Annotated in this window: 22 protein-coding genes and 1 tRNA gene; 7 read left to right on the top strand and 16 right to left on the bottom strand. The window is 73.7% G+C overall.

Annotated features, from left to right (window positions below; all coding sequences use genetic code 11):
• Nucleotides 1-6: 6 nt before the first annotated feature.
• The 5 genes from N3K63_RS06915 to N3K63_RS06895 all read right to left on the bottom strand — a co-directional run bounded on the left by N3K63_RS06915 (nt 7) and on the right by N3K63_RS06895 (nt 5,596).
• On the bottom strand, nt 7-837 hold the full coding sequence (locus N3K63_RS06915) for an undecaprenyl-diphosphate phosphatase (protein ID WP_261579434.1): 831 nt from the start codon (nt 835-837) through the stop codon (nt 7-9).
• A 33-nt stretch (nt 838-870) separates the two neighbouring features.
• Nucleotides 871-2,172 carry a M20/M25/M40 family metallo-hydrolase gene (locus tag N3K63_RS06910; protein WP_261579433.1) on the bottom strand — a complete coding sequence of 434 codons (1,302 nt, stop codon included), beginning with the start codon at nt 2,170-2,172 and terminating at the stop codon, nt 871-873.
• Between the two features lie 81 nt (nt 2,173-2,253).
• Nucleotides 2,254-2,338 (bottom strand) — tRNA-Leu (locus N3K63_RS06905).
• Between the two features lie 131 nt (nt 2,339-2,469).
• The gene (locus N3K63_RS06900; protein WP_261580059.1) at nt 2,470-3,558 is read right to left on the bottom strand and encodes a VIT1/CCC1 transporter family protein; all 1,089 of its coding nucleotides are present in this window, start codon (nt 3,556-3,558) and stop codon (nt 2,470-2,472) included.
• Between the two features lie 181 nt (nt 3,559-3,739).
• On the bottom strand, nt 3,740-5,596 hold the full coding sequence (locus N3K63_RS06895) for a DEAD/DEAH box helicase (protein WP_261579432.1): 1,857 nt from the start codon (nt 5,594-5,596) through the stop codon (nt 3,740-3,742).
• Between the two features lie 134 nt (nt 5,597-5,730).
• Between N3K63_RS06895 and N3K63_RS06890 the strand changes: the two genes are divergently transcribed.
• Nucleotides 5,731-6,603 (top strand): SGNH/GDSL hydrolase family protein, encoded by an 873-nt coding sequence (locus N3K63_RS06890; protein ID WP_261579431.1) that lies wholly within the window; start codon nt 5,731-5,733, stop codon nt 6,601-6,603.
• A gap of 13 nt (nt 6,604-6,616) precedes the next feature.
• Here N3K63_RS06890 and N3K63_RS06885 read toward each other — a convergent pair whose 3' ends face one another.
• Complete coding sequence (locus N3K63_RS06885) at nt 6,617-7,408, bottom strand: TrmH family RNA methyltransferase (RefSeq protein WP_261579430.1); 792 nt, start codon at nt 7,406-7,408, stop codon at nt 6,617-6,619.
• Between the two features lie 97 nt (nt 7,409-7,505).
• Here N3K63_RS06885 and N3K63_RS06880 point away from each other — a divergent pair, with 97 nt between their 5' ends.
• Together N3K63_RS06880 and N3K63_RS06875 are read left to right on the top strand one after the other, a co-directional pair.
• On the top strand, nt 7,506-8,357 hold the full coding sequence (locus tag N3K63_RS06880; protein WP_261579429.1) for a Sir2 family NAD-dependent protein deacetylase: 852 nt from the start codon (nt 7,506-7,508) through the stop codon (nt 8,355-8,357).
• Nucleotides 8,358-8,424: 67 nt separating this feature from the next.
• The gene (locus N3K63_RS06875) at nt 8,425-9,030 is read left to right on the top strand and encodes a histidine phosphatase family protein (RefSeq protein ID WP_261579428.1); all 606 of its coding nucleotides are present in this window, start codon (nt 8,425-8,427) and stop codon (nt 9,028-9,030) included.
• Nucleotides 9,031-9,423: 393 nt separating this feature from the next.
• On the opposite strand, the gene N3K63_RS06870 is transcribed toward N3K63_RS06875, so the two are convergent.
• Genes N3K63_RS06870 through N3K63_RS06850 form a run of 5 tightly spaced genes read right to left on the bottom strand, consistent with a single transcriptional unit; the run spans nt 9,424 to nt 15,549 of the window.
• A complete protein-coding gene (locus N3K63_RS06870; protein WP_261579427.1) occupies nt 9,424-10,245 on the bottom strand; it encodes an HpcH/HpaI aldolase/citrate lyase family protein in 822 nt (273 codons plus the stop codon).
• Entirely contained in the window at nt 10,242-10,742 is a 501-nt protein-coding gene (locus tag N3K63_RS06865) for a MaoC family dehydratase (RefSeq protein WP_390895121.1), read from the bottom strand. Before N3K63_RS06865 ends, N3K63_RS06870 begins: the two co-directional genes overlap by 4 nt.
• A gap of 60 nt (nt 10,743-10,802) precedes the next feature.
• Nucleotides 10,803-11,966 carry an acyl-CoA dehydrogenase family protein gene (locus N3K63_RS06860; RefSeq protein WP_261579425.1) on the bottom strand — a complete coding sequence of 388 codons (1,164 nt, stop codon included), beginning with the start codon at nt 11,964-11,966 and terminating at the stop codon, nt 10,803-10,805.
• On the bottom strand, nt 11,963-13,942 hold the full coding sequence (locus tag N3K63_RS06855; protein WP_261579424.1) for an acetyl/propionyl/methylcrotonyl-CoA carboxylase subunit alpha: 1,980 nt from the start codon (nt 13,940-13,942) through the stop codon (nt 11,963-11,965). The genes N3K63_RS06860 and N3K63_RS06855 overlap by 4 nt, the downstream gene beginning before the upstream one ends.
• Before the next feature lie 2 nt (nt 13,943-13,944).
• A complete protein-coding gene (locus tag N3K63_RS06850; protein WP_261579423.1) occupies nt 13,945-15,549 on the bottom strand; it encodes a carboxyl transferase domain-containing protein in 1,605 nt (534 codons plus the stop codon).
• A gap of 119 nt (nt 15,550-15,668) precedes the next feature.
• On the opposite strand from N3K63_RS06850, the gene N3K63_RS06845 reads away from it, so the two are divergent.
• Nucleotides 15,669-16,268, top strand: a complete 600-nt coding sequence (locus tag N3K63_RS06845; protein ID WP_261579422.1) for a TetR/AcrR family transcriptional regulator — start codon at nt 15,669-15,671, stop codon at nt 16,266-16,268.
• A 39-nt stretch (nt 16,269-16,307) separates the two neighbouring features.
• On the opposite strand, the gene N3K63_RS06840 is transcribed toward N3K63_RS06845, so the two are convergent.
• From N3K63_RS06840 to N3K63_RS06830, 3 genes are read right to left on the bottom strand one after another with little or no spacing between them, the layout of a single operon-like run.
• Nucleotides 16,308-17,696 carry a dihydrolipoamide acetyltransferase family protein gene (locus N3K63_RS06840; protein ID WP_261579421.1) on the bottom strand — a complete coding sequence of 463 codons (1,389 nt, stop codon included), beginning with the start codon at nt 17,694-17,696 and terminating at the stop codon, nt 16,308-16,310.
• Nucleotides 17,693-18,700: an alpha-ketoacid dehydrogenase subunit beta gene (locus tag N3K63_RS06835; protein ID WP_261579420.1), complete on the bottom strand. Its 1,008-nt coding sequence runs from the start codon at nt 18,698-18,700 to the stop codon at nt 17,693-17,695. Before N3K63_RS06835 ends, N3K63_RS06840 begins: the two co-directional genes overlap by 4 nt.
• Complete coding sequence (locus N3K63_RS06830; RefSeq protein WP_261579419.1) at nt 18,697-19,890, bottom strand: thiamine pyrophosphate-dependent enzyme; 1,194 nt, start codon at nt 19,888-19,890, stop codon at nt 18,697-18,699. Before N3K63_RS06830 ends, N3K63_RS06835 begins: the two co-directional genes overlap by 4 nt.
• Before the next feature lie 178 nt (nt 19,891-20,068).
• Here N3K63_RS06830 and N3K63_RS06825 point away from each other — a divergent pair, with 178 nt between their 5' ends.
• Complete coding sequence (locus N3K63_RS06825; RefSeq protein ID WP_261579418.1) at nt 20,069-20,542, top strand: Lrp/AsnC family transcriptional regulator; 474 nt, start codon at nt 20,069-20,071, stop codon at nt 20,540-20,542.
• On the opposite strand, the gene N3K63_RS06820 is transcribed toward N3K63_RS06825, so the two are convergent.
• Nucleotides 20,490-21,515: an EamA family transporter gene (locus tag N3K63_RS06820; protein WP_261579417.1), complete on the bottom strand. Its 1,026-nt coding sequence runs from the start codon at nt 21,513-21,515 to the stop codon at nt 20,490-20,492. The genes N3K63_RS06825 and N3K63_RS06820 overlap by 53 nt on opposite strands.
• A 93-nt stretch (nt 21,516-21,608) precedes the next feature.
• On the opposite strand from N3K63_RS06820, the gene N3K63_RS06815 reads away from it, so the two are divergent.
• A complete protein-coding gene (locus N3K63_RS06815; RefSeq protein WP_261579416.1) occupies nt 21,609-22,169 on the top strand; it encodes a CGNR zinc finger domain-containing protein in 561 nt (186 codons plus the stop codon).
• On the opposite strand, the gene N3K63_RS06810 is transcribed toward N3K63_RS06815, so the two are convergent.
• Nucleotides 22,129-23,028 (bottom strand): alpha/beta fold hydrolase, encoded by a 900-nt coding sequence (locus N3K63_RS06810; RefSeq protein WP_261579415.1) that lies wholly within the window; start codon nt 23,026-23,028, stop codon nt 22,129-22,131. The two genes, N3K63_RS06815 and N3K63_RS06810, sit on opposite strands and share 41 nt — an antisense overlap.
• Before the next feature lie 68 nt (nt 23,029-23,096).
• Here N3K63_RS06810 and N3K63_RS06805 point away from each other — a divergent pair, with 68 nt between their 5' ends.
• Nucleotides 23,097-23,951, top strand: coding sequence for an exonuclease domain-containing protein (locus N3K63_RS06805; RefSeq protein ID WP_261579414.1), 855 nt, complete (start codon nt 23,097-23,099; stop codon nt 23,949-23,951).
• Nucleotides 23,952-24,022: the final 71 nt, after the last annotated feature.

The following is a 24,022-nucleotide window of genomic DNA, read 5'->3' as shown; positions in this document are numbered from 1 at the left end:
CCGCGGTCAGTAGGCCTGCAGCACGCCCATGCTCAGCAGCACGATGAGCGCGATGCCCAGCACCACGCGGTAGACCACGAACGGCAGGAAGCTGCCGCGCTTGAGGTACTGCATGAGGAAGGCGATGACGGCCAGGCCCACGGCGAAGGCGATGCCGGTCGCCAGGGCGGTCTCGGCCATGGTGAACACCGCCGAGCCCGGCTCTTTGATGGCGTGGTAGAGCTCGTAGACGCCGCTGCCGAACACGGCCGGCACCGCCAGCAGGAAGGCGACCTCGGCGGCGGCGGGACGCGTGTACCCGAGCGCCAGTCCCATCGTCGTCGTCGCACCCGAGCGCGAGACGCCGGGGATGAGCGCCAGCGCCTGGGCGAAACCGAGCGCGAGGCCGTGACGGTAGGTGAGGTCCTCTTCGTTGCGGGTGCGCCGGCCCAGCGCATCGGCAACACCGAGGATGAGGCCGAACACGATCAGCACGATCGCCACGAGCCAGAGGTTGCGGAACGTGTCGCGGATGACGTCCTGGAAGAGGAAGCCCAGGATGCCGATGGGCAGGGTGCCGATGATGACGATCCAGCCCATCCGGGCGTCGGGGTCGTTGCGGGGCACCGCACCGGTCAGCGAGCGGAACCAGCGGCCGATGATGCGCATGATGCGCTTGAAGAAGTACACGAGCACCGCGAGCTCGGTGCCGATCTGGGTGATGGCGGTGAACGTCGCGCCCGGGTCGGTGGCCGCGGGCAGGAACTCGCCGACGATGCGCAGGTGCGCGCTCGACGAGATCGGCAGGAACTCGGTGAGTCCCTGGACGATGCCGAGGATGATGGCTTCGAACAGCATGGGCGGCCTTCCCAGGTCGGTGCGCGGGGTGGATCAGTAGGTGCGCAGCAGATCGGTCAGCACGCGCTGGCCGAACACGAGCGCGTCCAGCGGCACGCGCTCGTCCACCCCGTGGAACATACCCGTGAAGTCGATGTCGGCGGGGAGGCGCAACGGGGCGAAGCCGTATCCGGCGATGCCGAGCTCGGCGAGGGCCTTGTTGTCGGTGCCGCCGCCCATCAGGTAGGGCAGCACCGGGATGCCGGGGTCGTGACGGCCGAGGGCCTGCACCATCGCGTCCACCAGGGCGCCCTCGAACGGCACCTCCAGTCCGATGTCGCGGTGGCTGATCTCCACCACCACGTCGTCGCCGACGATGCGCTGGATCTGGGCGAGCACCGCGTCTTCCTGCCCGGGCAGGGTGCGCACGTCGATGGTCGCGCTGGCGGCATCCGGGATGACGTTGTGCTTGTAGCCTGCGGTGAGGCCGGTGGGGTTGGACGTGGTGCGGAACGTCGAGCGCAGGAAGCCCGCGGCGGGGCCGGTCGCGTCGGCGACGGCATCCGGGTCGGCCGGGTCGAGGCCGCACAGCGCGGCGAGGCCGGCGACGGTCTGCCGCGTGGTGGCGGTCAGCTCGACCGGCCACGAGGTGCGCCCGAGCGCGGCGACGGCCTCGGCCAGCCGCGTCACGGCGTTGTCGGGGTGGAAGCGGCTGCCGTGACCGGCGGTGCCGGTGGCGCGCAGGCGCATCCAGACCAGGGCCTTCTCCCCCACCTGCAGCAGGTAGGCACGGCGGTCGCCCACGGGGATCGAGTAGCCGCCCACCTCGCTGATGGCCTCGGTGGCGCCCGCGAACCAGTGCGGGCGGTCGCGCACGACCAGCTGCGAGCCCTCGACGCCGCCGTTCTCCTCGTCGGCGAAGAAGGTGACGATGATGTCGCGCTCGGGCTGCTCGCCGGCGCGCAGCAGCTCGGCGAGCGAGGTGAGGATCATGGCGTCCATGTCCTTCATGTCCACCGCGCCGCGCCCCCACAGCAGGCCGTCGCGGATGACGCCCTCGAAGGGATCGACCGACCAGTCCTCGGCGACGGCGGGGACGACATCGAGGTGGCCGTGCAGCACGAGGGCGGGCTTGGAGCGGTCGCGACCGGCGACGCGGGCGACCACGTTGGTGCGGCGCGGGATGGGCTCGTAGTACTCCACGCTCAGCCCGAGCGCCTCCAGATACGCCCCCACGTACTCGGCGGCCTCGCGCTCGCCGCGGGAGCGCCCCTCCCCCCAGTTGGTGGTGTCGAACCGGATGAGATCGCGCGCGACGCGCACGACCTCGGGGTACTCGGAGGCTTCCGCAGACATGCGCCCCACGCTACCGGTGCGGCGCTCGGCACATCGCCGGGGAAATGAGAAAAGGGCCCCTGACGGGACCCTTTTCATCTGTGCGCGAGGGGGGACTTGAACCCCCACGCCCTATACGGGCACTAGCACCTCAAGCTAGCGCGTCTACCTATTCCGCCACCCGCGCAGGTGGTGTTTCCGGTTTCGCAACCGAGGATCGACGATACCACGTTCCGTGCGCAACCGAGAATCGAGGGCCGGGCGTGGCTCGCCGGGCGCGTCGCGTCAGCCTCGCGTCAGCCCGGCGTCAGCCCGGTGTCAGCCCAGGGAGACGCCGAACAGCAGCCCGAGCAGGTAGGTGACCGCCGCCGCGCCGAAGCCGATCGCGAGCTGGCGCAGGCCCCGCCGCAGCGGCGGGGCGCCCGAGAGCAGCCCGACGGTGGCGCCGGTGGCCAGCAGCGACAGCCCCACGAGCACGAGGGCCACCAGCACCGCGGGAAGGCCGTTGAGGCCGAACAGCCACGGCAGCACCGGGATGACGGCGCCCGACGCGAAGAACAGGAAGCTCGAGCCGGCCGCGCCCAGGGCGCTGCCCACCGTCTCATGATCGCCGCGTTCCTCGGCGGGGCGGCGGTACGGCACCGACCGGTCGGCGCTGTGCGCGTGGGCGACGGCCTGGCGCGCCTGCGCGGCGGCCTCGTCGGCGGGGATGCCGCGGGCGCGGAAGACGAGCGCGAACTCGTTGACGTCGAGGTCGAGGTCGGGGAGGGCGGCGTCGGCGTAGTCGCTGGGCTCGGTGGCATCCAGCAGCTCGCGCTGCGACCGCACCGACACGTACTCCCCCGCCCCCATCGACAGCGCGCCCGCCAGCAGGCCCGCGACACCGCTGAAGAGGACGAACTGCGGGGCGGCGCCGGTCGCGCCGATGCCCATCACGAGGGCGAGGTTGGAGACCAGGCCGTCGTTGGCGCCGAACACGGCGGCGCGGAAGGTGCCCGACAGTCGGCGGCGCCCGCGCGCGGCGAGCCCCCGCACGACCTCGCGGTGCACCTTCTCGTCGGCGGCCATCCGGGCCGTGGCGAACGGCTCGCTCTCGTAGGGCGAGCGCCCCTCGGCGTTCTGGGCGAGGGCGAGCACGAAGATCGACCCGAAGCGGCGCGCCATCCAGCCGAGCAGGTACGAGCCGGCGCTCTCCCGCGGCAGCCGGGCGGGCTCCTCGCCCAGCAGCTCGAGCCAGTGCGCCTCGTGGCGCCCCTCGGCCTCGGCGAGCGCGATGAGGATCTCGCGGTCCTCCCCGGTGCGGCGGGCGGCCATCTCGCGGTACAGGCGCGCCTCGGCGCGCTCGTCGACCAGGTACTGCGCCCACCGGCGACGGTCGCGCGGGGTCGGGTCGGCGGGGGCGGGCATGGGGGGCGTGGCCACGTGGCGCTCCTCGGTCTCAGCGGGTGTCCGCAGGGCCCCGACGCGGTGCCGGCGGACGATCCACGCTAACCGCGCCGATGGCGCCGGATCGCCCGGATGCCGCGATTGCCAGCATTTCGGGGATCCGAACCGCGCGGGCTGCGCGCGGGTGGGGGCGGAGGCCCGGTCAGGCCCGCACGCGCGAGCGCAGCACGTCGATGCGCGACTGCAGCTGCGCGACGGTGGCGCGGGCCACCTCGGGGCCGCCGCAGATGCGGCGCAGCTCGGCGTGCACGAGACCGTGCTGCTCGCCCGACTGCCGGGCGTAGAGCCCGACGAGGCTGTTGAGCAGCTGGCGCTGTTCGCGCAGCGTGCGGTGCAGCGGCGCCGGGATCCCGGCATCCGGCTGTTCGGAGGGGGTGTCGCTGTCGCGCTCCTGCGCCTCGCGGGCCCGGCGGTGCCGCGACTGGCGCGACTGGCGCTGCATGAGCAGCTCGTGCACGTGCTCGGGCTCGAGCAGGCCCGGAATGCCCAGGAACTCCTCCTCTTCGGGGCTGCCGGGCACGGCGAGCTGACCGAACTCCTTGCCGTCGAACAGCACCCGGTCGAAGTGGGCGACCGAGCCGAGGGCCTGGTAGCTGAACTCCTCGGTGAGCTCGTCGGAGGCCTTCTCCTCGCGCTCGGCCTCGGCCAGCAGCGTGTCTTCGAGGCCGTCGTCGTCGCCGTCGGTGTCGCGGTCGAGGGCGTGGTCGCGCTCGCGCTCCATCTCGCCGGCCAGCCCCATGAGCTGCGGCACGTGCGGCAGGAACACCGATGCCGTCTCGCCGCGGCGCCGCGCCCGCACGAAGCGGCCGATCGCCTGGGCGAAGAACAGCGGCGTCGAGGCGCTGGTGGCGTAGACGCCCACCGCCAGACGGGGAACATCGACACCCTCGGAGACCATGCGCACCGCGACCATCCAGCGGGTGGTCGCGCCGGAGAACTGCTCGATGCGCCCCGAGGCCGCCTTGTCGTCGGAGAGGACGACGGCGGGCTGCTCGCCGGTGAGACCGCGCAGGATCGCGGCGTAGGCGCGCGCGGCGGTCTGGTCGGTCGCGATGACCAGTCCCCCCGCGTCGGGCACGTCTTCGCGCACCTCGGTGAGGCGGCGGTCGGCCGAGGCGAGCACCGCGGGGATCCAGTCCCCCTCGGGGTCGAGGGCGGTGCGCCAGGCCTGCGCGTTGACGTCTTTGGTGTTGTCCTGCCCGAGGTGGGCTTCCAGCTCGTCGCCGGCGCGGGTGCGCCAGCGCATCTTGCCGGCGTAGACGAGGAACAGCACCGGGCGCACGACGCCGTCGGCCAGGGCGCGCCCGTAGCCGTAGTTGTAGTCGGTGCGCGAGAGGCGGATGCCCTTCTCGTTGGGGTGGTACTCGACGAACGGGATGGGCGCGGTGTCGGAGCGGAAGGGCGTGCCGCTCAGCAGCAGGCGGCGGGTGGCCCGGCCGTACGCCTCGCGCAGCGCGTCGCCCCAGCTGAGGGCGTCGCCGCCGTGGTGCACCTCGTCGAGCACGACCAGCGTGCGCGCGCTGTCGGTGATGTGCTTGTGCACCGAGGCCTTCACCGCGACCTGCGCGTAGGTCACCGCGATGCCGTGGTACTGGCGCGACGGCATCCCGTGGCGGTTGCTGAAGCGTGGATCGAGGCGGATGCCCACGCGCGCCGCCGCGTCGGCCCACTGGGTCTTGAGGTGCTCGGTGGGGGCGACGACCACGAGGCGGTCGACGACGCCGCGGCGCAGCAGCTCGGAGGCCAGACGCAGCGCGAACGTGGTCTTGCCGGCGCCGGGGGTGGCCGCGGCCAGGAAGTCGCGGGGGCCCGAGCCGGGACCGTCGGGACCGTCGGCGGAGAAGTACGTCTCGAGGGCCTCGGCCTGCCAGGCACGCAGGTTCTGGGCGGTTCCCCACGGAGCGCGCTGCGGGAACGACGGCGACAGATGCTCGGCGGCGAAGCTGCCGAAGTGGGTCTGCTCGTCGTCCGCCTGCGCCACCTGCCCCTCCTCTGCCACGAGTGACCACCCTAAATGCTCCCGCCGACACCGCGGGCCGAGATCCCCCGGCACCGGCCTCCCCGGAGGCCGGACTCCCGCCCGGAGGCGGCGGCCCGGTAGCCTCGGAGGGCACCGACGAGGTGAGGAGCACCATGGGCAACAACGATCCGTCCCCCGACGACCGTCGCACGCCGTACACCCCCAACCCCGATTCGCACCCCTGGCGCCGGATGGTCGCGATCGGCGATTCGTTCACCGAGGGCGTCGGCGACCCCGACCCCGCCGCCCCCAACGGGCTGCGCGGCTGGGCCGACCGCGTCGCCGAGGTGCTCTCGACGCAGGTCGACGACTTCGCCTACGCCAACCTCGCGGTGCGCGGCAAGCTCATCGGCCAGATCATCGACGACCAGATCGAGCCGGCCCTCGCCCTCAAGCCCGACCTGGTGACCCTTTCGGCGGGCGGCAACGACGTCATCCGTCCCGGCGCCGACCCGGATGCCGTGGCCGAGCGGTTCGAGGACGCCGTCGTGCGGCTGTCGTCGCAGGGCGCGAACCTCGTGGTGTTCACGGGCATCGACACGAACTTCACGCCCGTCTTCCGCGGCATCCGCGGCCGCGTGGCGATCTACAACGAGAACATCCGCGCGATCGCCGACCGCTACGACTGCATCGTCGCCGACCAGTGGGCCCTCAAGGAGGTGCAGGACATGCGCTTCTTCGACGACGACCGCCTGCACTACAACACGCTCGGCCACCACGAGGTGGCCCGCATGGTGCTGCGCGCCCTGAACGTGCCCAACGACCTGCAGCCGATGCAGCCCGACCCGCTGCCGCTGCGCACCTGGCGGGCCGCGCGGGCCGGCGACCTGGTGTGGGCGCGGGAGTTCCTCATGCCGTGGGTGCTGCGCCGGGTGCGGCACCAGTCGTCGGGCGACCACATCACCGCCAAGCGTCCCGATGCCCTGCCGGTGTTCCTCGAGGCCCCCGGTCAGGACCGCGGCGCCGGACCGGGCACGCCGGTCTGAGCCCGCGCGCCGATCAGCGCAGGGCCCAGAGGGCCACGGCCGCCGCAGCCGCGACGTTGAGCGAGTCCACACCGCCGGCCATCGGGATCGTCACGACGGTGTCGGCCGCCTCCAGCGCGCGCCGCGAGAGGCCATCGCCCTCGGCGCCCATGAGCAGCGCCACCCGTTCGGGACGGGCGGCCACGAACTCGTCCAGCGGCACGGCGCCGTCGGCGAGCGCGAGGGCGGCCAGGTGCAGTCCGGCGTCGTGGAGGATGCCGCGGGCCTCGGGCCACTCGGGAAGGCGCGTCCACGGCACCTGGAAGACCGTCCCCATGCTCACCCGCACGCTGCGGCGGTAGAGCGGGTCGGCGCACCGCGGCGTGACCAGCACCGCGTCGGCGCCGAGACCGGCGGCGGCGCGGAAGGCGGCGCCCACGTTGGTGTGGTCGACGATGTCTTCGAGGATCAGCACGGTGCGCGCCCCGCCGACGACATCGGCCACCGACGGCAGGTCGGGCCGGTGCATCGCGGCCAGCGCCCCCCGGTGCACCGCATAGCCGGTGAGCTGTTCGGCCACGGCATCCGTCACGACGTACACGGGCGCCTCGCCGGCCAGAAGCTCCACCTCGCCCAGCCACTTGGGCTGCACCAGCACCGACCGCGGCCGGTGACCGGCGCCCACGGCACGGGCGATCACCTTCGCGGATTCGGCGATGTAGAGGCCGCCGGCGGGTTCGAGCACCCGCCGCAGGGCGACGTCGGTGAGGTCGCGGTAGTCGGCCAGGCGCGGGTCGGCGGGGTCGTCGATCCGGATCACGGGCATCCACCCACTCTTCCACGTCCGCTCCCGCCGGTGAGCGCGTAACAAGCCGGTAAACCGACAGGCGTAGGCTCGGCCCGGGGAAGCGAAGGGGTGAGGGATGACCACGGTGCTCGAGCTGGATCCGGCCGCGACGGCCCTCGTCGGCCGCGCCGTCGAGGCGCTGGCAGGGCGCCGCATCGCGGTGCTCACCGGCGCCGGCGTGTCCACCGACTCCGGCATCCCCGACTATCGCGGCAAGGGCGCGCCGACGCGCACCCCCATGACCGCGCAGCAGTTCCTCTCCTCCGACGCCGCCCGCCGGCGCTACTGGGTGGGCAGCCACCTCGGCTGGAAGGCCTTCGCCGCCGCCTCCCCCAACGGCGGGCACCTCGCCCTGGCCGAGCTCGAACGGTCGGGGGTCGCCTCCGGCGTCATCACCCAGAACGTCGACGGGCTGCATCTGCGCGCCGGCAGCCGCCGCGTCGTCGAGCTGCACGGCACCATGCGCCGGGTGTACTGCACCCACTGCGGGCAGGTCTTCGACCGCCGCGACCTGGCCGTGCGCGTCGAGGCCGACAACCCCTGGATCGCAGTGCCCGACAACGTCGAGCTCGGCCCCGACGGCGACGTGCTCCCGGCATCCTCGGACGGGTTCGTCGTGCCCGCGTGCAGCGTCTGCGGCGGCATGCTCAAGCCCGACGTCGTCTTCTTCGGCGAGTACATCCCGGTCGACAAGTTCGCCGAGGCCGAGCAGCTGCTGAGCGGCAGCGACGCGCTGCTCGTGGCGGGGTCGTCGCTCGTGGTGAACTCCGGCGTGCGCCTGGTCGAGCGCGCGCGGCGCCGCCGCCTGCCGATCGTGATCGTCAACCGCGGGGAGACGCGCGTCGACAAGAAGGCGACCGTCAAGATCGACGCCGGCACCAGCGAGGTGCTGCGCGCCCTGACCACCGCCCTCGCTTCCGCGGGCTGAACGAGGTCGAGCGGCCGCATCGGGCGCCGCGGCGCCGGGGGCTCGTGGACCGATCTAGGCTCGAAGGGTGACCACTCTCACCCTCGTGCGCCACGGCGAGACCGACTGGAACCGCCGTCGGCGCATCCAGGGCTCCACCGACATCCCCCTCAACGACACCGGACGCGCCCAGGCGCTCGAGACCGGCCGGCGCCTGCGCGTCGAGCTCGCCGGTCAGGAGCCCCTCGTGGTCGCCTCCAGCGACCTCTCGCGTGCCGACGAGACCGCCCGCATCATCGCCGCCGAGCTCGGCGCGGGGGCCCACCGCACCTACCCCGAGCTGCGCGAGCGCGGCTACGGCGAGGCCGAGGGCGCGACCGACGTCGAGTTCGCCGAGCGCTGGGGCGAGTGGGTCACCGCGCAGGTGCCCGGCGCCGCGCCGTGGGAGGACGTGCGCACCCGCGCCGTCACCGGTCTGCGCGCCGCCGTGCGCGACGCGCGCCGGCAGACCGCCCCCGCGGCCCCGTCGCTGGTCATCGTCGCCCACGGCGCGCTCATCCGCGAGCTCATCCGCCACGCCACCGGGGGCGAGTTCCCCGCGCCCGGCGAGCGCCTGGCCAACGGCTCGACGCACACGTTCTTCCTCGAGCGCGAGCGCCTGCGGCTCATCGACTACGCCCCGATCCCCGCCTGACGAGGGGTGGGGCCGGGCTGTGGCCCCGGTGCTGCACGAGGTCGAGCGGCCGGGCCCGCGGCATCCGCCCCCTGGGTCACCTGGCCGCGGGCCTGTGCCCCCACGGTTCTCGGAGCACCGCATCCTTCTCGGAGCTTCCCGCCCGAAACCTCCGATCCCGGTGCCCCCCTCCGATCTGCGCGCCAGCCTCCGATCCGGATGCGGCCGCAAGCCCCCCGCTCCCCCACACCGCGGTCCTCGGGGTCCAGCATCCGGGCGCTGACTGCCGATCCGTCGGCGAGAGAACAACGGGGCGCCGAGGGAACGGGCGGCACCCGTCCTCTCGGCGCTCCAGTGTTCTCTCGCGGGCGAGCCGCGGCGCCTCGGGCGCGGGCGCGCCGCTGTCGCGGCGGCTCAGGCGCGGGCGAGCACGGTGCGGGCGTGGCGCAGCAGCGGTTCGTCGATCATGCGGCCTTCGAAGGTGAAGACGCCCGGTCCGCCCTCGGCGGCGGACAGCAGGCGCTGGGCCCAGGCGAGGGTCGCGGGGTCGGGGCGGTAGGCGGCGCGCACCACCTCGACCTGCGAGGGGTGGATGCAGCCCGTGGCCGCGAAGCCGCTGGCCGCGGCATCCGTCGCCTCGCGGCGCAGGCCCTTCAGGTCGGCGATGTCGAGGTGCACGGCGTCGATCGCGGCCTTCCCGCGGGCACCGGCGGCGATGAGCACCCGCGAGCGGGCGTAACGCACGACACTGCGGTATCCGCCGGGCTCGCCCGAACTGCGCGGCTTGCGGCTGGACGTGCCGCCGAGCGAGGCGATGAGGTCTTCCGAGCCCCACATGAGGGCGATGACCCCCGGAACGGCGGCGATCTTCTCGGCGGATGCCACGCCGCGGGCGGTCTCGCAGATCGCGATGACCTCGAACCTCGGGTCGATGCGCCCCAGCTGCTTGGCGGACTCCGCCTTGGCGACCATGATCGTGCGGTAGTCGGTCTGGGAGAGCGTGGCCATGTCGGCGGCGAACGCCGCGGTGTCGGTGGGGTTCACCCGCACGATCGTGCGCTGCGGGTCGAGGTGCGCGTCGATGAGGTGGCCGCGCGCGGCGACCTTGGCGTCGGCGGCCACGGCGTCTTCGAGGTCGATGATCACGGCGTCGGAGCGTTCGGCGGCCTTCGCGAACCGGTCGGGGCGGTCGGCCGGGCAGAACAGCAGCGCCGGCCCGAACGGGAACGCGCTCATGCGGGGACCCCCTCGCCGACCTCGGCGGCATCGCCGCTCGGCGCGCACCACATGAGGGCGGTGCGGGTGGCGACGGCGACGACCTCGCCGTGCTGGTTGCGTCCGGTGTGCTGCATCGTCACGATCCCCTGCCCCGGCCGCGACGCCGAGAGGCGCGCGCCGGTGATCTCGGTCTGCACGGTGAGGGTGTCGCCGTGGAACAGCGGCGCCGGGAAGCGGATGTCGGTGAGCCCGAGCTGGGCGACGAGGGTGCCCTGCGTCAGCTGCGACACCGACGCGCCGATCATGGTCGACAGGGTCCACAGCGAGTTCATCAGCCGCTGCCCGAACGGCTGGGTCGCCGCGAACGCGGCATCCAGGTGCAGAGCCTGCGTGTTCATCGTCAGCGCACTGAACAGCACGTTGTCGGACTCGGTGGCGGTGCGCCCCGGCCGGTGCGCATAGACGTCGCCGACCGTGAACTCCTCGAACCACAGGCCCCGTTGCTCGATCTCCACCCGCCCCACGCTACCTCTCGTCCATCGCACGTCCACGGATGCCGGCCGGTGCCGCCCCGGTCACGCCACGCCCAGGGCGCGGGCGATGACGAGCAGCTGCACCTCGTTGGTGCCCTCGCCGATCTCGAGGATCTTCGAGTCACGGAAATGCCGCGCCACCGGGTACTCGTTCATGAAGCCGTTGCCGCCGAACAGCTGGGTCGCGTCCCGGGCGTTGTCCATGGCGGCGTCGCTGGCGGTGAGCTTGGCGATCGCGGCCTCGGTCTTGAAGGGCTTGCCCGCGTCGCGCAGCCGGGCGGCGTGCAGCCACGCCACCCGCGCCACGTGCACCCGCAGCTGCATGCGGGCCAGAGTGAACTGCGCGCTCTGGCGCGAGGCGAGCGAGGAGCCGAACACGGTGCGGCTGCGCGCATAGTCGACGGCGGCGTCGAGGCAGCCCTCGGCGGCGCCGGTGCTGAGGGCGGCGATGGCGATGCGGCCCTCGTCGAGGATGTGGAGGAAGTTCGCGTAGCCGCGGCCGCGCTCGCCGACGAGGTGGGCCGCCGGCACCCGCACGCCCTCGAACGAGAGCGGATGGGTGTCGGAGGCGTGCCAGCCCACCTTGTCGTAGGCCGGTCCGACGGTGAACCCGGGGGTGCCGTTCGGCACGAGGATCGTCGACAGCTCGGGGCCCCGGTCGCCGCGGCCGGTGACGGCGGTGACGGTGACGAACCGGGTGATCGCGGTACCCGAGTTGGTGATGAACTGCTTCGCGCCGTCGATGACCCACTCGTCGCCGTCGAGGCGGGCCGTGGTGCGGGTGGCACCGGCATCCGACCCCGCCTCGGGCTCGGTGAGGCCGAACGCGGCCAGCGCGGTGCCGGCCAGCAGGTCGGGCAGGTGCTCGCGGCGCTGCTCGTCGGTGCCGAAACGGTGGATCGGCATGGCCCCCAGGCTCACGCCCGCCTCGAGGGTGATGGCGATGGACTGGTCGACGCGTCCGAGCGCCTCGATGGCCAGGCACAGCGCGACGTAGTCGCCGCCCTGCCCGCCGACCTCCTCGGGGAACGGCAGGCCGAACAGGCCCAGCTCGCCCATGCCCGCCACGACGTCCAGCGGCAGGGTGGCGGTGCGGTCGGCCTCGTACGACCGGGGCGCGACGACCTCGTCGGCGAAGGTGCGCACGATGCGGGCGAGCTCGAGCTGCTCGTCTTCGAGGCCGTAGGTGGACAGGTCGATGCTCATGGGGTGCCTCCGGTGGGTGTGGTGTCGGTGGGAGCGGCGGCGACCGGGGTGACCTCGGCGACGACGTCGCCGCGGCGCACCTGCGCACCGACGGCGACACGCAGTCGCACCGTCCCCTCGTGGGGGGCGGTGACGGCGTGCTCCATCTTCATGGCCTCGATGGTGAGGATGCGGGCGCCGGCGGCCACGGACGCGCCGTCGTCGACGTGCACCGCGACGACGGCGCCGGGCAGCGGCGCGGGCAGGTGCGGGGATGCCGCGTCGGCGGCGCCCCGGTCGCGGGCGGCGTGCGCGCGCTCCCAGGCGGCGCGGCGGCTCAGCGGCCGCAGCGACGCGTGCGCACCGTCGGCGTGCACGTGCACCGTGCCCTCCGCATCGACCGCCGCCTCGGTGGCACCCGCCTCGGTGGCACCCGCCCGGATGCCGTCCGGCGGGCAGGCCACGACGTGCACGATGCCCGTGGCGTCGAGCAGGTGGACGGGTGCGGGCTGGGCCGGAGCGCCGAAGCGGCGGCCGGCGAGGGCGTGCCACACGTCTGCTCCGCCGGTGCGGGCGGCGGCGACGGTCGCCGCCGCGGCCTGCAGCTGCGCCGGCGTGGGAGGGGGCTCGTGCGGCGGCGGCATCCGCTCGATGAGCCCGGTGTCGAGTTCGCCCGCGACCACGGCCGGCTCGGCGAGCAGGGTGCGCAGGAACGCGATGTTGGTGTCGACCCCCAGCACGACGGTGCCGGCGAGGGCGGCGTCGAGTCGGTGCAGTGCGGCGGTGCGGGTGTCGGCGTGGGCGATGACCTTGGCCACCATCGGGTCGTAGTCGGCGGTGACGACCGAGCCGCTGGTCACCGCGGCATCCGTGCGCACGCCCTCCGGCGCCCGCCACCGCAGCACGGTGCCCGTCGCCGGCAGGAAGCCGCGCTCGGGACTCTCGGCGTACACGCGCGCCTCGATCGCGTGGCCGGACAGGTGCACGTCGTCCTGCCCGAAGGCGAGCGGCTCGCCGGCGGCCACCCGCAGCTGCTGCTCGACGAGGTCGATGCCGGTCACCAGCTCGGTGACGGGGTGCTCGACCTGCAGGCGCGTGTTCATCTCGATGAAGAAGAACTCGTCGGGGCGCTCTGCCGCCACGAGGAACTCCACGGTGCCGGCGCCGCGGTAGCCCACCGACGCGGCGGCGCGGCAGGCCGCCTCCCCCAGCCGCGCGCGCACCGCGGCGTCGACGGCGGGCGAGGGGGCCTCTTCGATGACCTTCTGGTGGCGGCGCTGCAGCGTGCATTCGCGCTCGCCCAGGTGCACGACGGCGCCGTGCGCGTCGGCGAGCACCTGCACCTCGATGTGGCGGGGCCGCTCGATGAGCCGCTCCAGCAGCAGCGTGTCGTCGCCGAAGGCGGCGCGGGCGATGCGGCGGGCCGCGGCCAGCGCAGGGGCGAGCTCGCCCGCGGCGCGCACCACCTGCATCCCCTTGCCGCCGCCGCCCGCGGACGGCTTGACCAGCAGCGGGAAGCCCGCGGCCTCGGCTGCCGCGGCGATCTCGTCGTCGGTCATGCCCGCGGCGCTGAAGCCGGGGACGGTGGGCACGCCGTGGCCGGCGACGTGCTCTTTGGCGCGGATCTTGTCGCCCATCACCTCCAGGGCACGCTCCCCCGGACCGATGAAGACGATGCCCGCCGCCGCGCAGGCGCGGGCGAAGGCGACGTTCTCGGAGAGGAAGCCGTAGCCCGGATGCACGGCGTCGGCGCCGGTGGCGCGCGCGGCGGCGAGCACCGCGTCGACCGAGAGGTAGGACTCGGCGGCCGGCGCCGGGCCCAGCCGCACGGCCGCGTCGGCTTCGCGCACGTGCGGCGCGTCGGCGTCGGCGTCGCTGTAGACGGCGACCGCGCGGATGCCGCAGCGATGCAGGGTGCGGATGATCCGGCGGGCGATCTCGCCGCGGTTGGCGACGAGCACGGTGCGCAGCGCGGGCGTAGGCGTAGGCGTGGGCACGATCACATCCGGAACAGGCCGAAGCCGGGATCGGGAAGCGGCGCGCGCGCCGCGACGTCGAGGGCGAGACCGAGCGCGTCGCGGGTGTCGGCCGGATCGAGGATGCCGTCGTCCCACAGCCGCGCGGTGGCGTAGTAGGGGTCGCCCTGCTCGTCGAAGCGGGCCCGCACGGGTTCTTCGAAGGCGGCGCGCTCGGCCGGCTGCCACGGGGTGCCCCGCGCGGCCAGCTGCTCTTCGCGCACGGTGGCCAGCACAGCCGCGGCCTGGGGTCCGCCCATCACCGAGATGCGGCTGGCCGGCCAGGTCCACAGGAACCGGGGCGAATAGGCGCGGCCGCACATCGAGTAGTTGCCCGCGCCGAACGACCCGCCGATGATGACGGTGAACTTCGGCACCCGGGTGGTGGCCACGGCGGTGACCATCTTGGCGCCGTCCTTGGCGATGCCGCCGGCTTCGGCGTCGCGGCCCACCATGAAGCCGGTGATGTTCTGCAGGAAGATCAGCGGCACCCCGCGCTGGTCGCACAGCTCGATGAAGTGCGCGCCCTTGAGCGCCGACTCGCGGAAGAGGATGCCGTTGTTGGCGACGATGCCCACCGGGTGGCCGTGCAGCCGCGCGAACCCGGTGACCAGCGTGTCGCCGTACTCGCGCTTGAACTCGTGGAAGGCGCTGGCATCCACGAGGCGGGCGATGACCTCGCGCACGTCGTACGGGCGGGTGAGGTCGACCGGCACGACCCCGTAGAGGTCGTCCGGCGAGACGGCGGGGGACACCGGTGCGGTGACCTCCCAGACCGGGGGCGGCGGGGCGGGGAGGGTCGCGACGATGTCGCGGAGGATCTCGAGGGCGTGCGCGTCGTCGTCGGCGAGGTGGTCGACCACGCCCGAGGTGCGCGCGTGCAGCTCGCCGCCGCCGAGCTCCTCGGAGGTGACCTCTTCGCCGATGGCGGCCTTCACCAGCGGCGGGCCGCCCAGGAAGATCGTCCCCTGTCCGCGCACGATCACCGTCTCGTCGCACATGGCGGGCACGTAGGCGCCGCCGGCGGTGCACGAGCCGAGCACCGCCGCCAGCTGCGGGATGCCGGCCGCCGACAGTCGCGCCTGCTGGTAGAAGATGCGCCCGAAGTGGTCGCGGTCGGGGAAGACCTCGTCCTGCAGCGGCAGGAACGCGCCGCCGGAGTCGACCAGGTAGATGCACGGCAGGCGGTTCTCGAGGGCGATCTCCTGTGCGCGCAGGTGCTTTTTCACCGTGAGCGGGAAGTAGGTGCCGCCCTTGACGGTGGCGTCGTTGCAGACGACCATCACGTGCCGGCCGTGCACGAGGCCGATGCCCGCCACGACCCCCGCGCCGGGCGCCTCGCCGTCGTAGAGGCCGTCGGCGGCCAGCGGCGCGACCTCCAGGAACGGGCTGCCCTCGTCGAGCAGCCGGTCGACGCGGTCGCGGGCGAGCAGTTTGCCGCGCGCGACGTGCCGCTCCCGCGACGCGGCGCTGCCCCCGGCGGCCGCCGTGCGCAGGCGCTCGCGCAGTCGTGCGGCCAGCGCCGACTGGGCGGCATCGGCCTCGGCGAAGCGGTCGTCGTGGACCACCGACGTCTCGAGCGTCGTCATGCGCGTCCTCCTCGACGTCACGATCTCGTCACGGTGTCCGGCCGCCGCCGCGGACCGGGTCCGGGCATAGTTAGTGTTCACTAACTGAGACTCGTCCAGGTTAGCGAGGATTAACTGGAATGACAAGCGGTTCGACCCCCCGCGAACGCGCCAAGGCGCGCCGGCACGACGACCTCGTCCGCGAGGCGGCCCGACTGTTCGCCGAGCGCGGATACGCCGGCGTGAGCCTGGAAGAACTGGGCGCCGCGGTGGGCGTGAGCGGCCCCGCCGTCTACCGCCACTTCGCCGGCAAGCAGGCGGTGCTGGGCGAGATCCTGCTCGGCGCCAGCCGGCGTCTCCACGACGGCGGCGCGACGGTGGTGGCCGATGCCGGCTCCCCCGACGCGCAGCTGCGCGCCCTCATCGCCTTCCACGTCTCCTTCGCCCTCACCGGCGCCGACGTCATCCGCGTGCAGGACCGCGACCTCGCCAGCCTCGCCCCCGAGCCGCGGCACACGGTGCGGCGCCTGCAGCGCGAGTACGTGGACATGTGGATCGACGTGCTCACGCGACTGCACCCGGGCCGTGCCCGCGACGACCTGCGCGTGCGCGCCCACGCCGTGTTCGGGCTCATGAACTCCACCCCTCACGCGGGCCCCGGCGCGGCAGGCCCCGGCGCCACCGCGACCTCGGTGCGCGGCATCCTCGAGCAGCTGGCGCTCGCCGCCCTCACCGCCTGAGCGCCGCGCAGGCGGTGAGGTGACGACGGCGCCGGGCACTCAGGCGTAGAGCAGGGCGCGGCCGGGGTCGCGCAGCAGGGCGCCGATGGCCGCCAGCAGCCGCGAGCCCTCGGCCCCGTCGGCGACACGGTGGTCGAACGAGAGGCTGAGCGTCATCACCTCGCGCAGCGCCAGCTCGCCCTCGTGCTCCCACGGGCGGCGTCGCACGGCGCCGAGACCGAGGATGCCGGATTGCCCCGGCGGCAGGATCGGCGTGCCCGCATCCACGCCGAAGACGCCGAAGTTGGTCAGTGAGAACGTGCCGCCGGTCATCTCAGCCAGACTCGACCGTCCGGTGCGCGCCCGCTCGGCCAGGGCTCCCAGCGCGTCGGCGAGCTCGGTGAGGTCCATCCGGTCGGCCTCGGGCACGTGGGGCACGAGCAGTCCGCGGTCGGTGGCCACGGCGATCCCGAGGCCGACGTGACGGTAGCGCACGATCTCGTCGTGCTCGCCGTCCCAGCGGGCGTTGAGGTCGCCGTGACGGCGCAGCGCGAGGCAGGTGGCCCGCGCGGCGAGCGCGAGGATGCCGATGCGGTGGCCGGCCAGCTCCCGGTCGGCGCGCAGATCGTCGACGAGCCGCATCGAGGCGGTGACGTCGACGTCGAGGAAGCAGGTGACGTGCGGGGCGGTGAAGGCCGACTGCACCATGGCAGCCGCCGTCTGCTTGCGCACCCCGCGCACCGGGATGTGCTGGTCGTCGTGGTCGCCCGCCCCGCCCCGCGCGTCGTCGGCGGCGGATGCCGTGGGCACGGTGTCGACGGGTGCCGTCGCGGCGGCGGCCTGCACCGGTGCCTGCGCCGGTGCGGCGACCGTTGCCGCGGCCGCGCGCTCGACGTCGTCGCGGGTGATGAGGCCGTCGGCGCCGGTGCCGGTCAGCTGCGACAGGTCGACGCCGAGCTCGCGCGCCCGCGCCCGCACCGGCGGGGTGGAGCGGGGGCGCACGGCCGGTTCGGTCGCCTCCGCCCCGGCATCCGCCCGCCCGCCCGCGGCATCGCCGCCGTCGTGACGCTCGTCGGGCAGGTCGTCGTGCGGAGCGCGCGAGACCCGCTCGAGCACGGCGGTCGGGGCGCCGCGGGTGCGCCGGCGCGGCCGCTCGTCGGAGCGCGGCGCCGCGCCGTAGCCGACGAGGTTCGGCAGCACGTCGTCGCCGCCGGCGACCTCGACGGCGAGGATGACCTCGCCCACCGCCACGACCTCGCCCTCGGCGTGGTGCACGGCGGCGACGACCCCCGCATAGGGCGAGGGCAGCTCGACGATCGCCTTGGCGGTCTCGACCTCGGCGATGGTCTGGTTGAGAGCGACCTCGTCGCCCTCGGCGACCAGCCAGTGCACGATCTCGGCCTCCGGCAGCCCCTCACCCAGGTCGGGGAGGCGGAACTCGGCGATCACGAGGTCACCCCCGCGCGGTGGCCGCGGCCGAGCACGCGGTCGACGGCATCCAGGATGCGGTCGAGATCGGGCAGGTGGTGCCGCTCGAGCTTGGCGGGCGGGTAGGGGATGTCGAACCCGGTCACCCGCTGCGGCGCCGCCTCGAGGTACTCGAAGCACTGCTCGGTGACGCTCGCGATGATCTCGGCCCCGACCCCCGCCTCACGGGCCGCCTCGTGGGCGACCACCAGCCGCCCGGTCGAGCGGACCGATGCCGTCACGGTGCGGTAGTCCACCGGCGAGAGCGAGCGCAGGTCGATGACCTCGATCGACACGCCCTCGTCCTCGGCGGCGGTCGCCGCGTCGAGGGCGACCTGCACCTGCGCGCCGTAGGTCACCAGGGTGACATCGGTGCCGCGACGCACCACGCGCGCCACCCCCAGCGGGGCGGCGTCGGCGATGTCGGCGTCGAGGTCGACCTCGCCCTTGCTGTGGTAGAGCCGCTTGGGCTCGAAGAAGACGACCGGGTCGTCGCTGGCGATGGCCTGCCGCAGCATCGTGTACGCGTCCTGCGGGTTGGACACCGCGACCACGCGCAGCCCGGCGGTGTGCACGAAGTAGGCCTCGGGCGACTCGGAGTGATGCTCGGCGGCGCCCACACCGCCGGCCCACGGGATGCGGATGGTGAGCGGCATCTTCACGGCGCCGCGGGTGCGGTAGTGGAGCTTGGCGACCTGGCAGACGATCTGGTCGAACGCCGGGTAGACGAAGCCGTCGAACTGGATCTCCACGACGGGGCGGAACCCGCGCATCGCCAGCCCCACCGCGGTGCCGACGATGGCCGACTCCGCCAGCGGCGTGTCGACCACGCGCGTCGCCCCGAAGCGGGACTGCAGGCCGTCGGTGATGCGGAAGACGCCGCCGAGCGCCCCCACGTCCTCCCCCATGACGAGCACCCGGTCGTCGTCGGCCAGGGCCTGTCCGAGCCCGGCGGTGAGGGCCTTGGCCAGGGTGAGCTCGGTCATCGCGTCCCCTCCTCGTCGTCTGCGAAGCCCTCGAGATAGGCCGAGAACTGCTCCCGCTGGCGGTCGATGCCGGTGTGCGGCTCGGCGTACACGTCGTCGAGCACGGCCAGCGGCGGTCGGGTCGTGGCCTCCAGCGCCGCGCGGCGCATCCCGGCGGTGAACTCCGCCGCCGCCTGTTCGGCCTCTGCCTCGGCCGCCTCGAGCAGCCCGCGCTCCCGCAGCACGCCCGCCACGCGCAGCAGCGGGTCGCGGGTGCGCCACAGCGCGACCTCGTCGGCGCTGCGGTAGCGGGTGGGGTCGTCGCTGGTGGTGTGCGGGCCCAGGCGATAGGTGACCGCCTCGATGTAGGCCGGGCCCCGTCCGCTGCGGGCGTGGTCGAGGGCCCAGCGCATCGCGGCGGTGCACGCGATCACGTCGTTGCCGTCCACGCGCACGCTCGGGATGCCGAAGCCCGGGGCGCGGCCCGCCAGGGGCAGATGCGACTGCAGGCCCACCGGCTCGGAGATCGCCCACTGGTTGTTCGAGCAGACGAACACGACGGGCGCGCCGAACGAGGCGGCGAACACCATCGCCTCGCTCACGTCGCCCTGGCTGGTGGCGCCGTCGCCGAAGCAGGCGACAGCCACCTGGTCGCCGCCGTCGCGCTGCACGCCCATCGCGTAGCCGACCGCGTGGAGCGTCTGGGCGCCGATGATGATCTGCGGGGTCGCCACGTGCAGGTCGTAGGGGTCGAACGTGCCGAACACCTCGCCGCGCCAGCCCAGCACGAGGTCGGCGGGCCGGGCGCCGCGCGCCACGAGCACGCCGAGCTCGCGGTAGCTCGTGAAGAAGAAGTCGTCGTCGTGGCAGGCGCGCGTGATGCCGATCTGCACCGCCTCCTGCCCTTCGGCGGGGGCCCACAGGCCCAGCTGTCCCTGCCGCTGCAGGGCGACGCCGGCCGCGTCGATGCGGCGCACGAGCAGCATGTCGCGGTAGAGCCCGGCCAGCCGGGTGTCGTCGATGTCGCCGGCCCAGTCGTCCAGCAGCGGATGCGCGCCGCGCTCGCCGTCGGGCGAGAGCAGCTGGGCGAGGTCCCCCGCGGCGGGGGCGTGCGGGTCGGGGCGCGCCTCTGCGTTCGCTGGGGAGGCGTTCGCTGGGGAGGTGTTCGCTGTGGTGGGGTCCGCGGTGGACGGGTTCACGGTGGACGTCATCGTCGCTCCTTCGCTCGCGGTCGCCGCCCTCGTGAGGCGCCGCCCGCGCGGCTTCGTCACCGGCCTCATCGCCGGTGAGGGCGACGCTACGGCGATGCGGCACCTCGCTCAAGCATCCTGCTGATTCTTGAACATGTTGCACAATGTGACGCGCTGAGCGCTGCTATGGTTGGGCATTATGGGACCTCTTGACCACGTCGATCTCGAGTTGCTGAGCGTGCTGGCCGAAGACCACCGCGCCACCGTCGTCGCCATCGCCGAGCGCCTGGGGCTCTCGCGCAACACCGTGCAGGCGCGCATGGTGAAACTCGAGCGCGCCGGCGTCTTCCTCTCCTACGACCGCGCCATGTCGCCGCGGGCGCTGGGCTTCCCCATCGAGGCGATGGTGAGCGTGGTCGTGCGTCAGGCCGATCTGCCGCGCATCACGTCCGAACTCGCCCTCATCCCCGAGGTGCTGCAGGCCCACGGCCTGAGCGGTCAGGTCGATCTGCTGGTGCGGGTGGCCGCCCGCGACACGCAGCACCTGTTCGCGATCGACGCGCGCATCCTCGGCATCGAGGGCGTCGAGCGCACCGAGACCTCGCTGGTGATGGGCGAGGTCATCGGATCGCGGGTGCGGCCTCTCCTGGAAGCGGCTCGACGGGAACCGTGATCGCCGCGCCCGTCGCGGTGTCGGCGGGAGCCAGCCGCACGAGCACGACCCCCACGAGGATGAGCGCGCCGCCGAGGAACTGCACGGGCGCCGGCGCCTCGCCCAGCAGCAGCCACGCGAACAGCAGCGCGAACAGCACCTCCGACAGGCCCACGAACGACGCCAGGCGCGAGCCGGTGCGCGGCACCGCCATCACCCCGAGCGCGTAGCCGAGGGTCGTGCCCACCGCGCCGACCCACAGCAGCGGCAGCCAGCCGGGCACCTCGACGCCGCGGAAGGCCACGGTGACCTCGGGGACGGCGAAGGGCAGGATGCCGGTGACGCCGAGCAGGGCCATGAACACCGCCCCGACCAGCAGCCCGCCCGCGGCCAGGGCGAGGGGCGGCAGGTCGTCGCCGGTGCGCTCGGACATGACGAAGTAGACGCACACGCAGATCGCGGCGCCGAGGGCGAGGAGGGTGCCGAGCAGGTCGAAGCGGGCACCGGAGATGTCGACGACGAGCACGAGCCCGGCGATGGCCACGACCGAGCCGGCGATCACCAGCGGCGAGGGGGCGCGACGGGTGCGCAGCCACACGTAGGCGACGAGGAACACCGGTGCCAGGTACTGGATGAGCAGGGCGACGGCCACCGGCATCCGCTGCATGGCCGAGAAGAACAGCAGCTGGCATCCGACGACGGGGATGAGCCCGAAGGCGAGGAGGGAGGCCAGGTGCCGGCGCAGGAAGCCGCGCTCGCGTCGCACGGCGCCCACGAGCGCGGGCGCGAGGATGAGCCCCGCCAGCCCCATGCGCACGACGAGGGCGGCCGACAGCGACCAGCCCGCCTCGAGCAGCGGCTTCACCAGCGGCCCGCTGGACGAGAAGGCGAGCGCCGAGACGACGGCCATGACGATGCCGGCGGTGCGGGGCGAGCGGGGTGCGCGCATCCGGTGGGCGGATGGTGCGACGGGCAGTGCGGCGGTGTGCGTCACCGGCGGTCCTCGAGGTCGGAGAGGAGATCAGCTGTCAGGAGTGACAGTTGCTTACACTGGTGACGGTACTGCCCGAGTCCGTCAGGAGTCAAGATGGTTTTCATTCATGACACCGAGTTGTCGCTGCGCGCGACGGCCGCGCTGGTGAACACCCTGCCGACGGTGGGTGTCGACGACGTCGACCGCCTGGCCACGCAGGCCGACGCCGACGCGTTCTTCACCGAGTACCCCTACACCGGCGCGTTCGACCGCGACGACGCCGAGCTGACGGCGCTGCGGGCGATCCGGCCGCGGCTGCGGGGACTGTGGGGCGCCTCACGCGACGAGGCGGTGCCCCTGGTCAACGCCATGCTCCGCGACGGGCACGCCCTCCCCCAGCTGGTCATCCACGACGGCTACGGCTGGCACATCCACGCGACCGAGTCGGCGGCGCCCCTGCCCACCCGCATGCTCGTCGAGGCGGCGATGGCCTTCGTCGACATCATCCGCTCCGACCAGTGGGACCGGGTGCGGGTGTGCGACGCCGACGACTGCGACGCCGTCTACATCGACTTCTCCAAGAACGGGTCGAAGCGCTACTGCGACACCGGCAACTGCGGCAACCGCATGAACGTCAACGCGTACCGGCGTCGGAAGGCCGGAGAAACCGACTGATCGCGGCGGCGGCCGGCTCGGGCGTCTCGTAGTGGATGAGGTGGCCGACCCCGGCGATCTCGACCAGCTCGGCGTCGGGGAACAGCGTCTGCAGGTGGCGCTCGGCCCCGATCGGGGTGATGTCGTCGAGCTGGGCGGCCACCAGCAGCGTCGGCACCGCGATGCGCGGGGCCGAGGCGCGCACGTCGTTGGACACCGACGCCACGAACGCGTCGTGCAGCACGTCGCGGTCGGCGAAGCGCGAGAAGTAGGTGTCGTGCTGGTCGTGCACGAACGCGCGCAGGTGCGGGTCGCGGGTCTTGGTCATCGACACGCTCATCACGCGCACGACGAGGCGGCTGCGCAGCACGGCCTCGCCCCGCCGCCGGGGCAGCTTCGCGCCCGCCCAGTAGTAGAAGACCGCGAGACGGGTGAGGATGCCGCGCGGCCCCTCCAGCGCGGGGGCGCCGATGGGGTTGACGAGGATGAGGCGCGGGGTGGGCAGCCCCCCGGCGACCGCGACGGCGGCCACGATCGACCCGAACGAGTGGCCGAGGATCACCGCGCCCGGTGCGACGGCGGCCGCGAACGCGGTGAGCCACTGGGCGTACAGGTCGATCGAGTGCGTGCGCCCGGGGATGGGGGCGGTCTCGCCGAACCCGGGCAGGTCGGGCATGATCACCCGGATGCCGGGGAGGAAGGCCACGACCGGCTCGAGGCCGTGGTGCTCGCCGCGGAAGCCGTGGACGGCGAGGATGGTGGTCTGCGCATCCTCGGGGCCGTACTCCCAGTAGGCGGTGACGCCGCCGAGCACGGCGACCTCGTGGCGGCGCACCGGCACGGCGTCGAGACGGTCGGCGTACGGGTGGGAGGCGCTCACCCGTCGAGTCTACGAGCGCGGCGCGGCGCAGCCGCACGATGTCGGCGGGGTCACGTACCGTCGAAGGCATGGACAGCCGGCAGGCCGAGCAGCTTCCGCTCTGGGACGACACCCTCTGGGACGACGGTCGTGCGCACGACCAGCGTGCGGATGCCGTTCCCGCCGACGACCACCGTGCGGATGCCGTTCCCGCCGAGCCCGTCGCCGGCACCGCCCAGCCCGTCGCCGCTCCCCCGGCCCCCGCGTGGGCGGCCCGGGTGGGCGTGTTCGATCTCGAGACCACCGGCGTCGACGTCTCGTCGGACCGCATCGTGACCGCGCACGTCGGCGTGCTCGACGAGACCGGCGCGGTCGTCGAATCGCACAGCTGGATGGCCGACCCGGGTGTGGAGATCCCCGCCGGCGCCACGGCGGTGCACGGCATCACGACCGAGCGCGCCCGCGCCGAGGGGCGCCCCGCCGCCGCGGTGGTCGCCGAGGTGGTGGCGGCGCTGCGGGGGCTGTTCGCCGCCGGCATCCCGGTGGTCGCCTACAACGCGCCCTACGACTTCTCGCTGCTCAAGTACGAAGCGCTCCGTCACGGACTGACGCCGATCGCCGCGCCCGCGCCGGTGATCGACCCGCTCGTGCTCGACAAGGCGCACGACCGGTTCCGCAAGGGCAAGCGCACGCTCGAGGTGGTCGCCGCGCACTACGCGGTCACCCTCACCGGCGCCCACGACGCCGCCGCCGACGCGATCGCGGCGGGACGGGTGGCCCAGGCCCTCGCCGCCCGCTTCACGCTCACCGCGACGGCGCACGAGCTGCACACCCAGCAGATCGGCTGGGCGCGCACGCAGGCCGAGAGCCTCACCGAGTACTTCGTGCGCATCGGGCGCATCGACCCCGCCGACCCGATCGACGGCAGCTGGCCGATCCGCTGAACCGGCTGATCCGCCGAACGGGCCGATCCGCCGGCCCCGCATCCGCCGCGGGAACGACGAAGGCCCCGCCG

Origin of the sequence: Microbacterium festucae (assembly GCF_025421715.1) — a bacterium.
GTDB lineage: Bacteria > Actinomycetota > Actinomycetes > Actinomycetales > Microbacteriaceae > Microbacterium > Microbacterium festucae.
The sequence above is the reverse complement of the archived record's forward strand: the minus strand, read 5'-3'. Positions and strand labels throughout refer to the sequence as shown.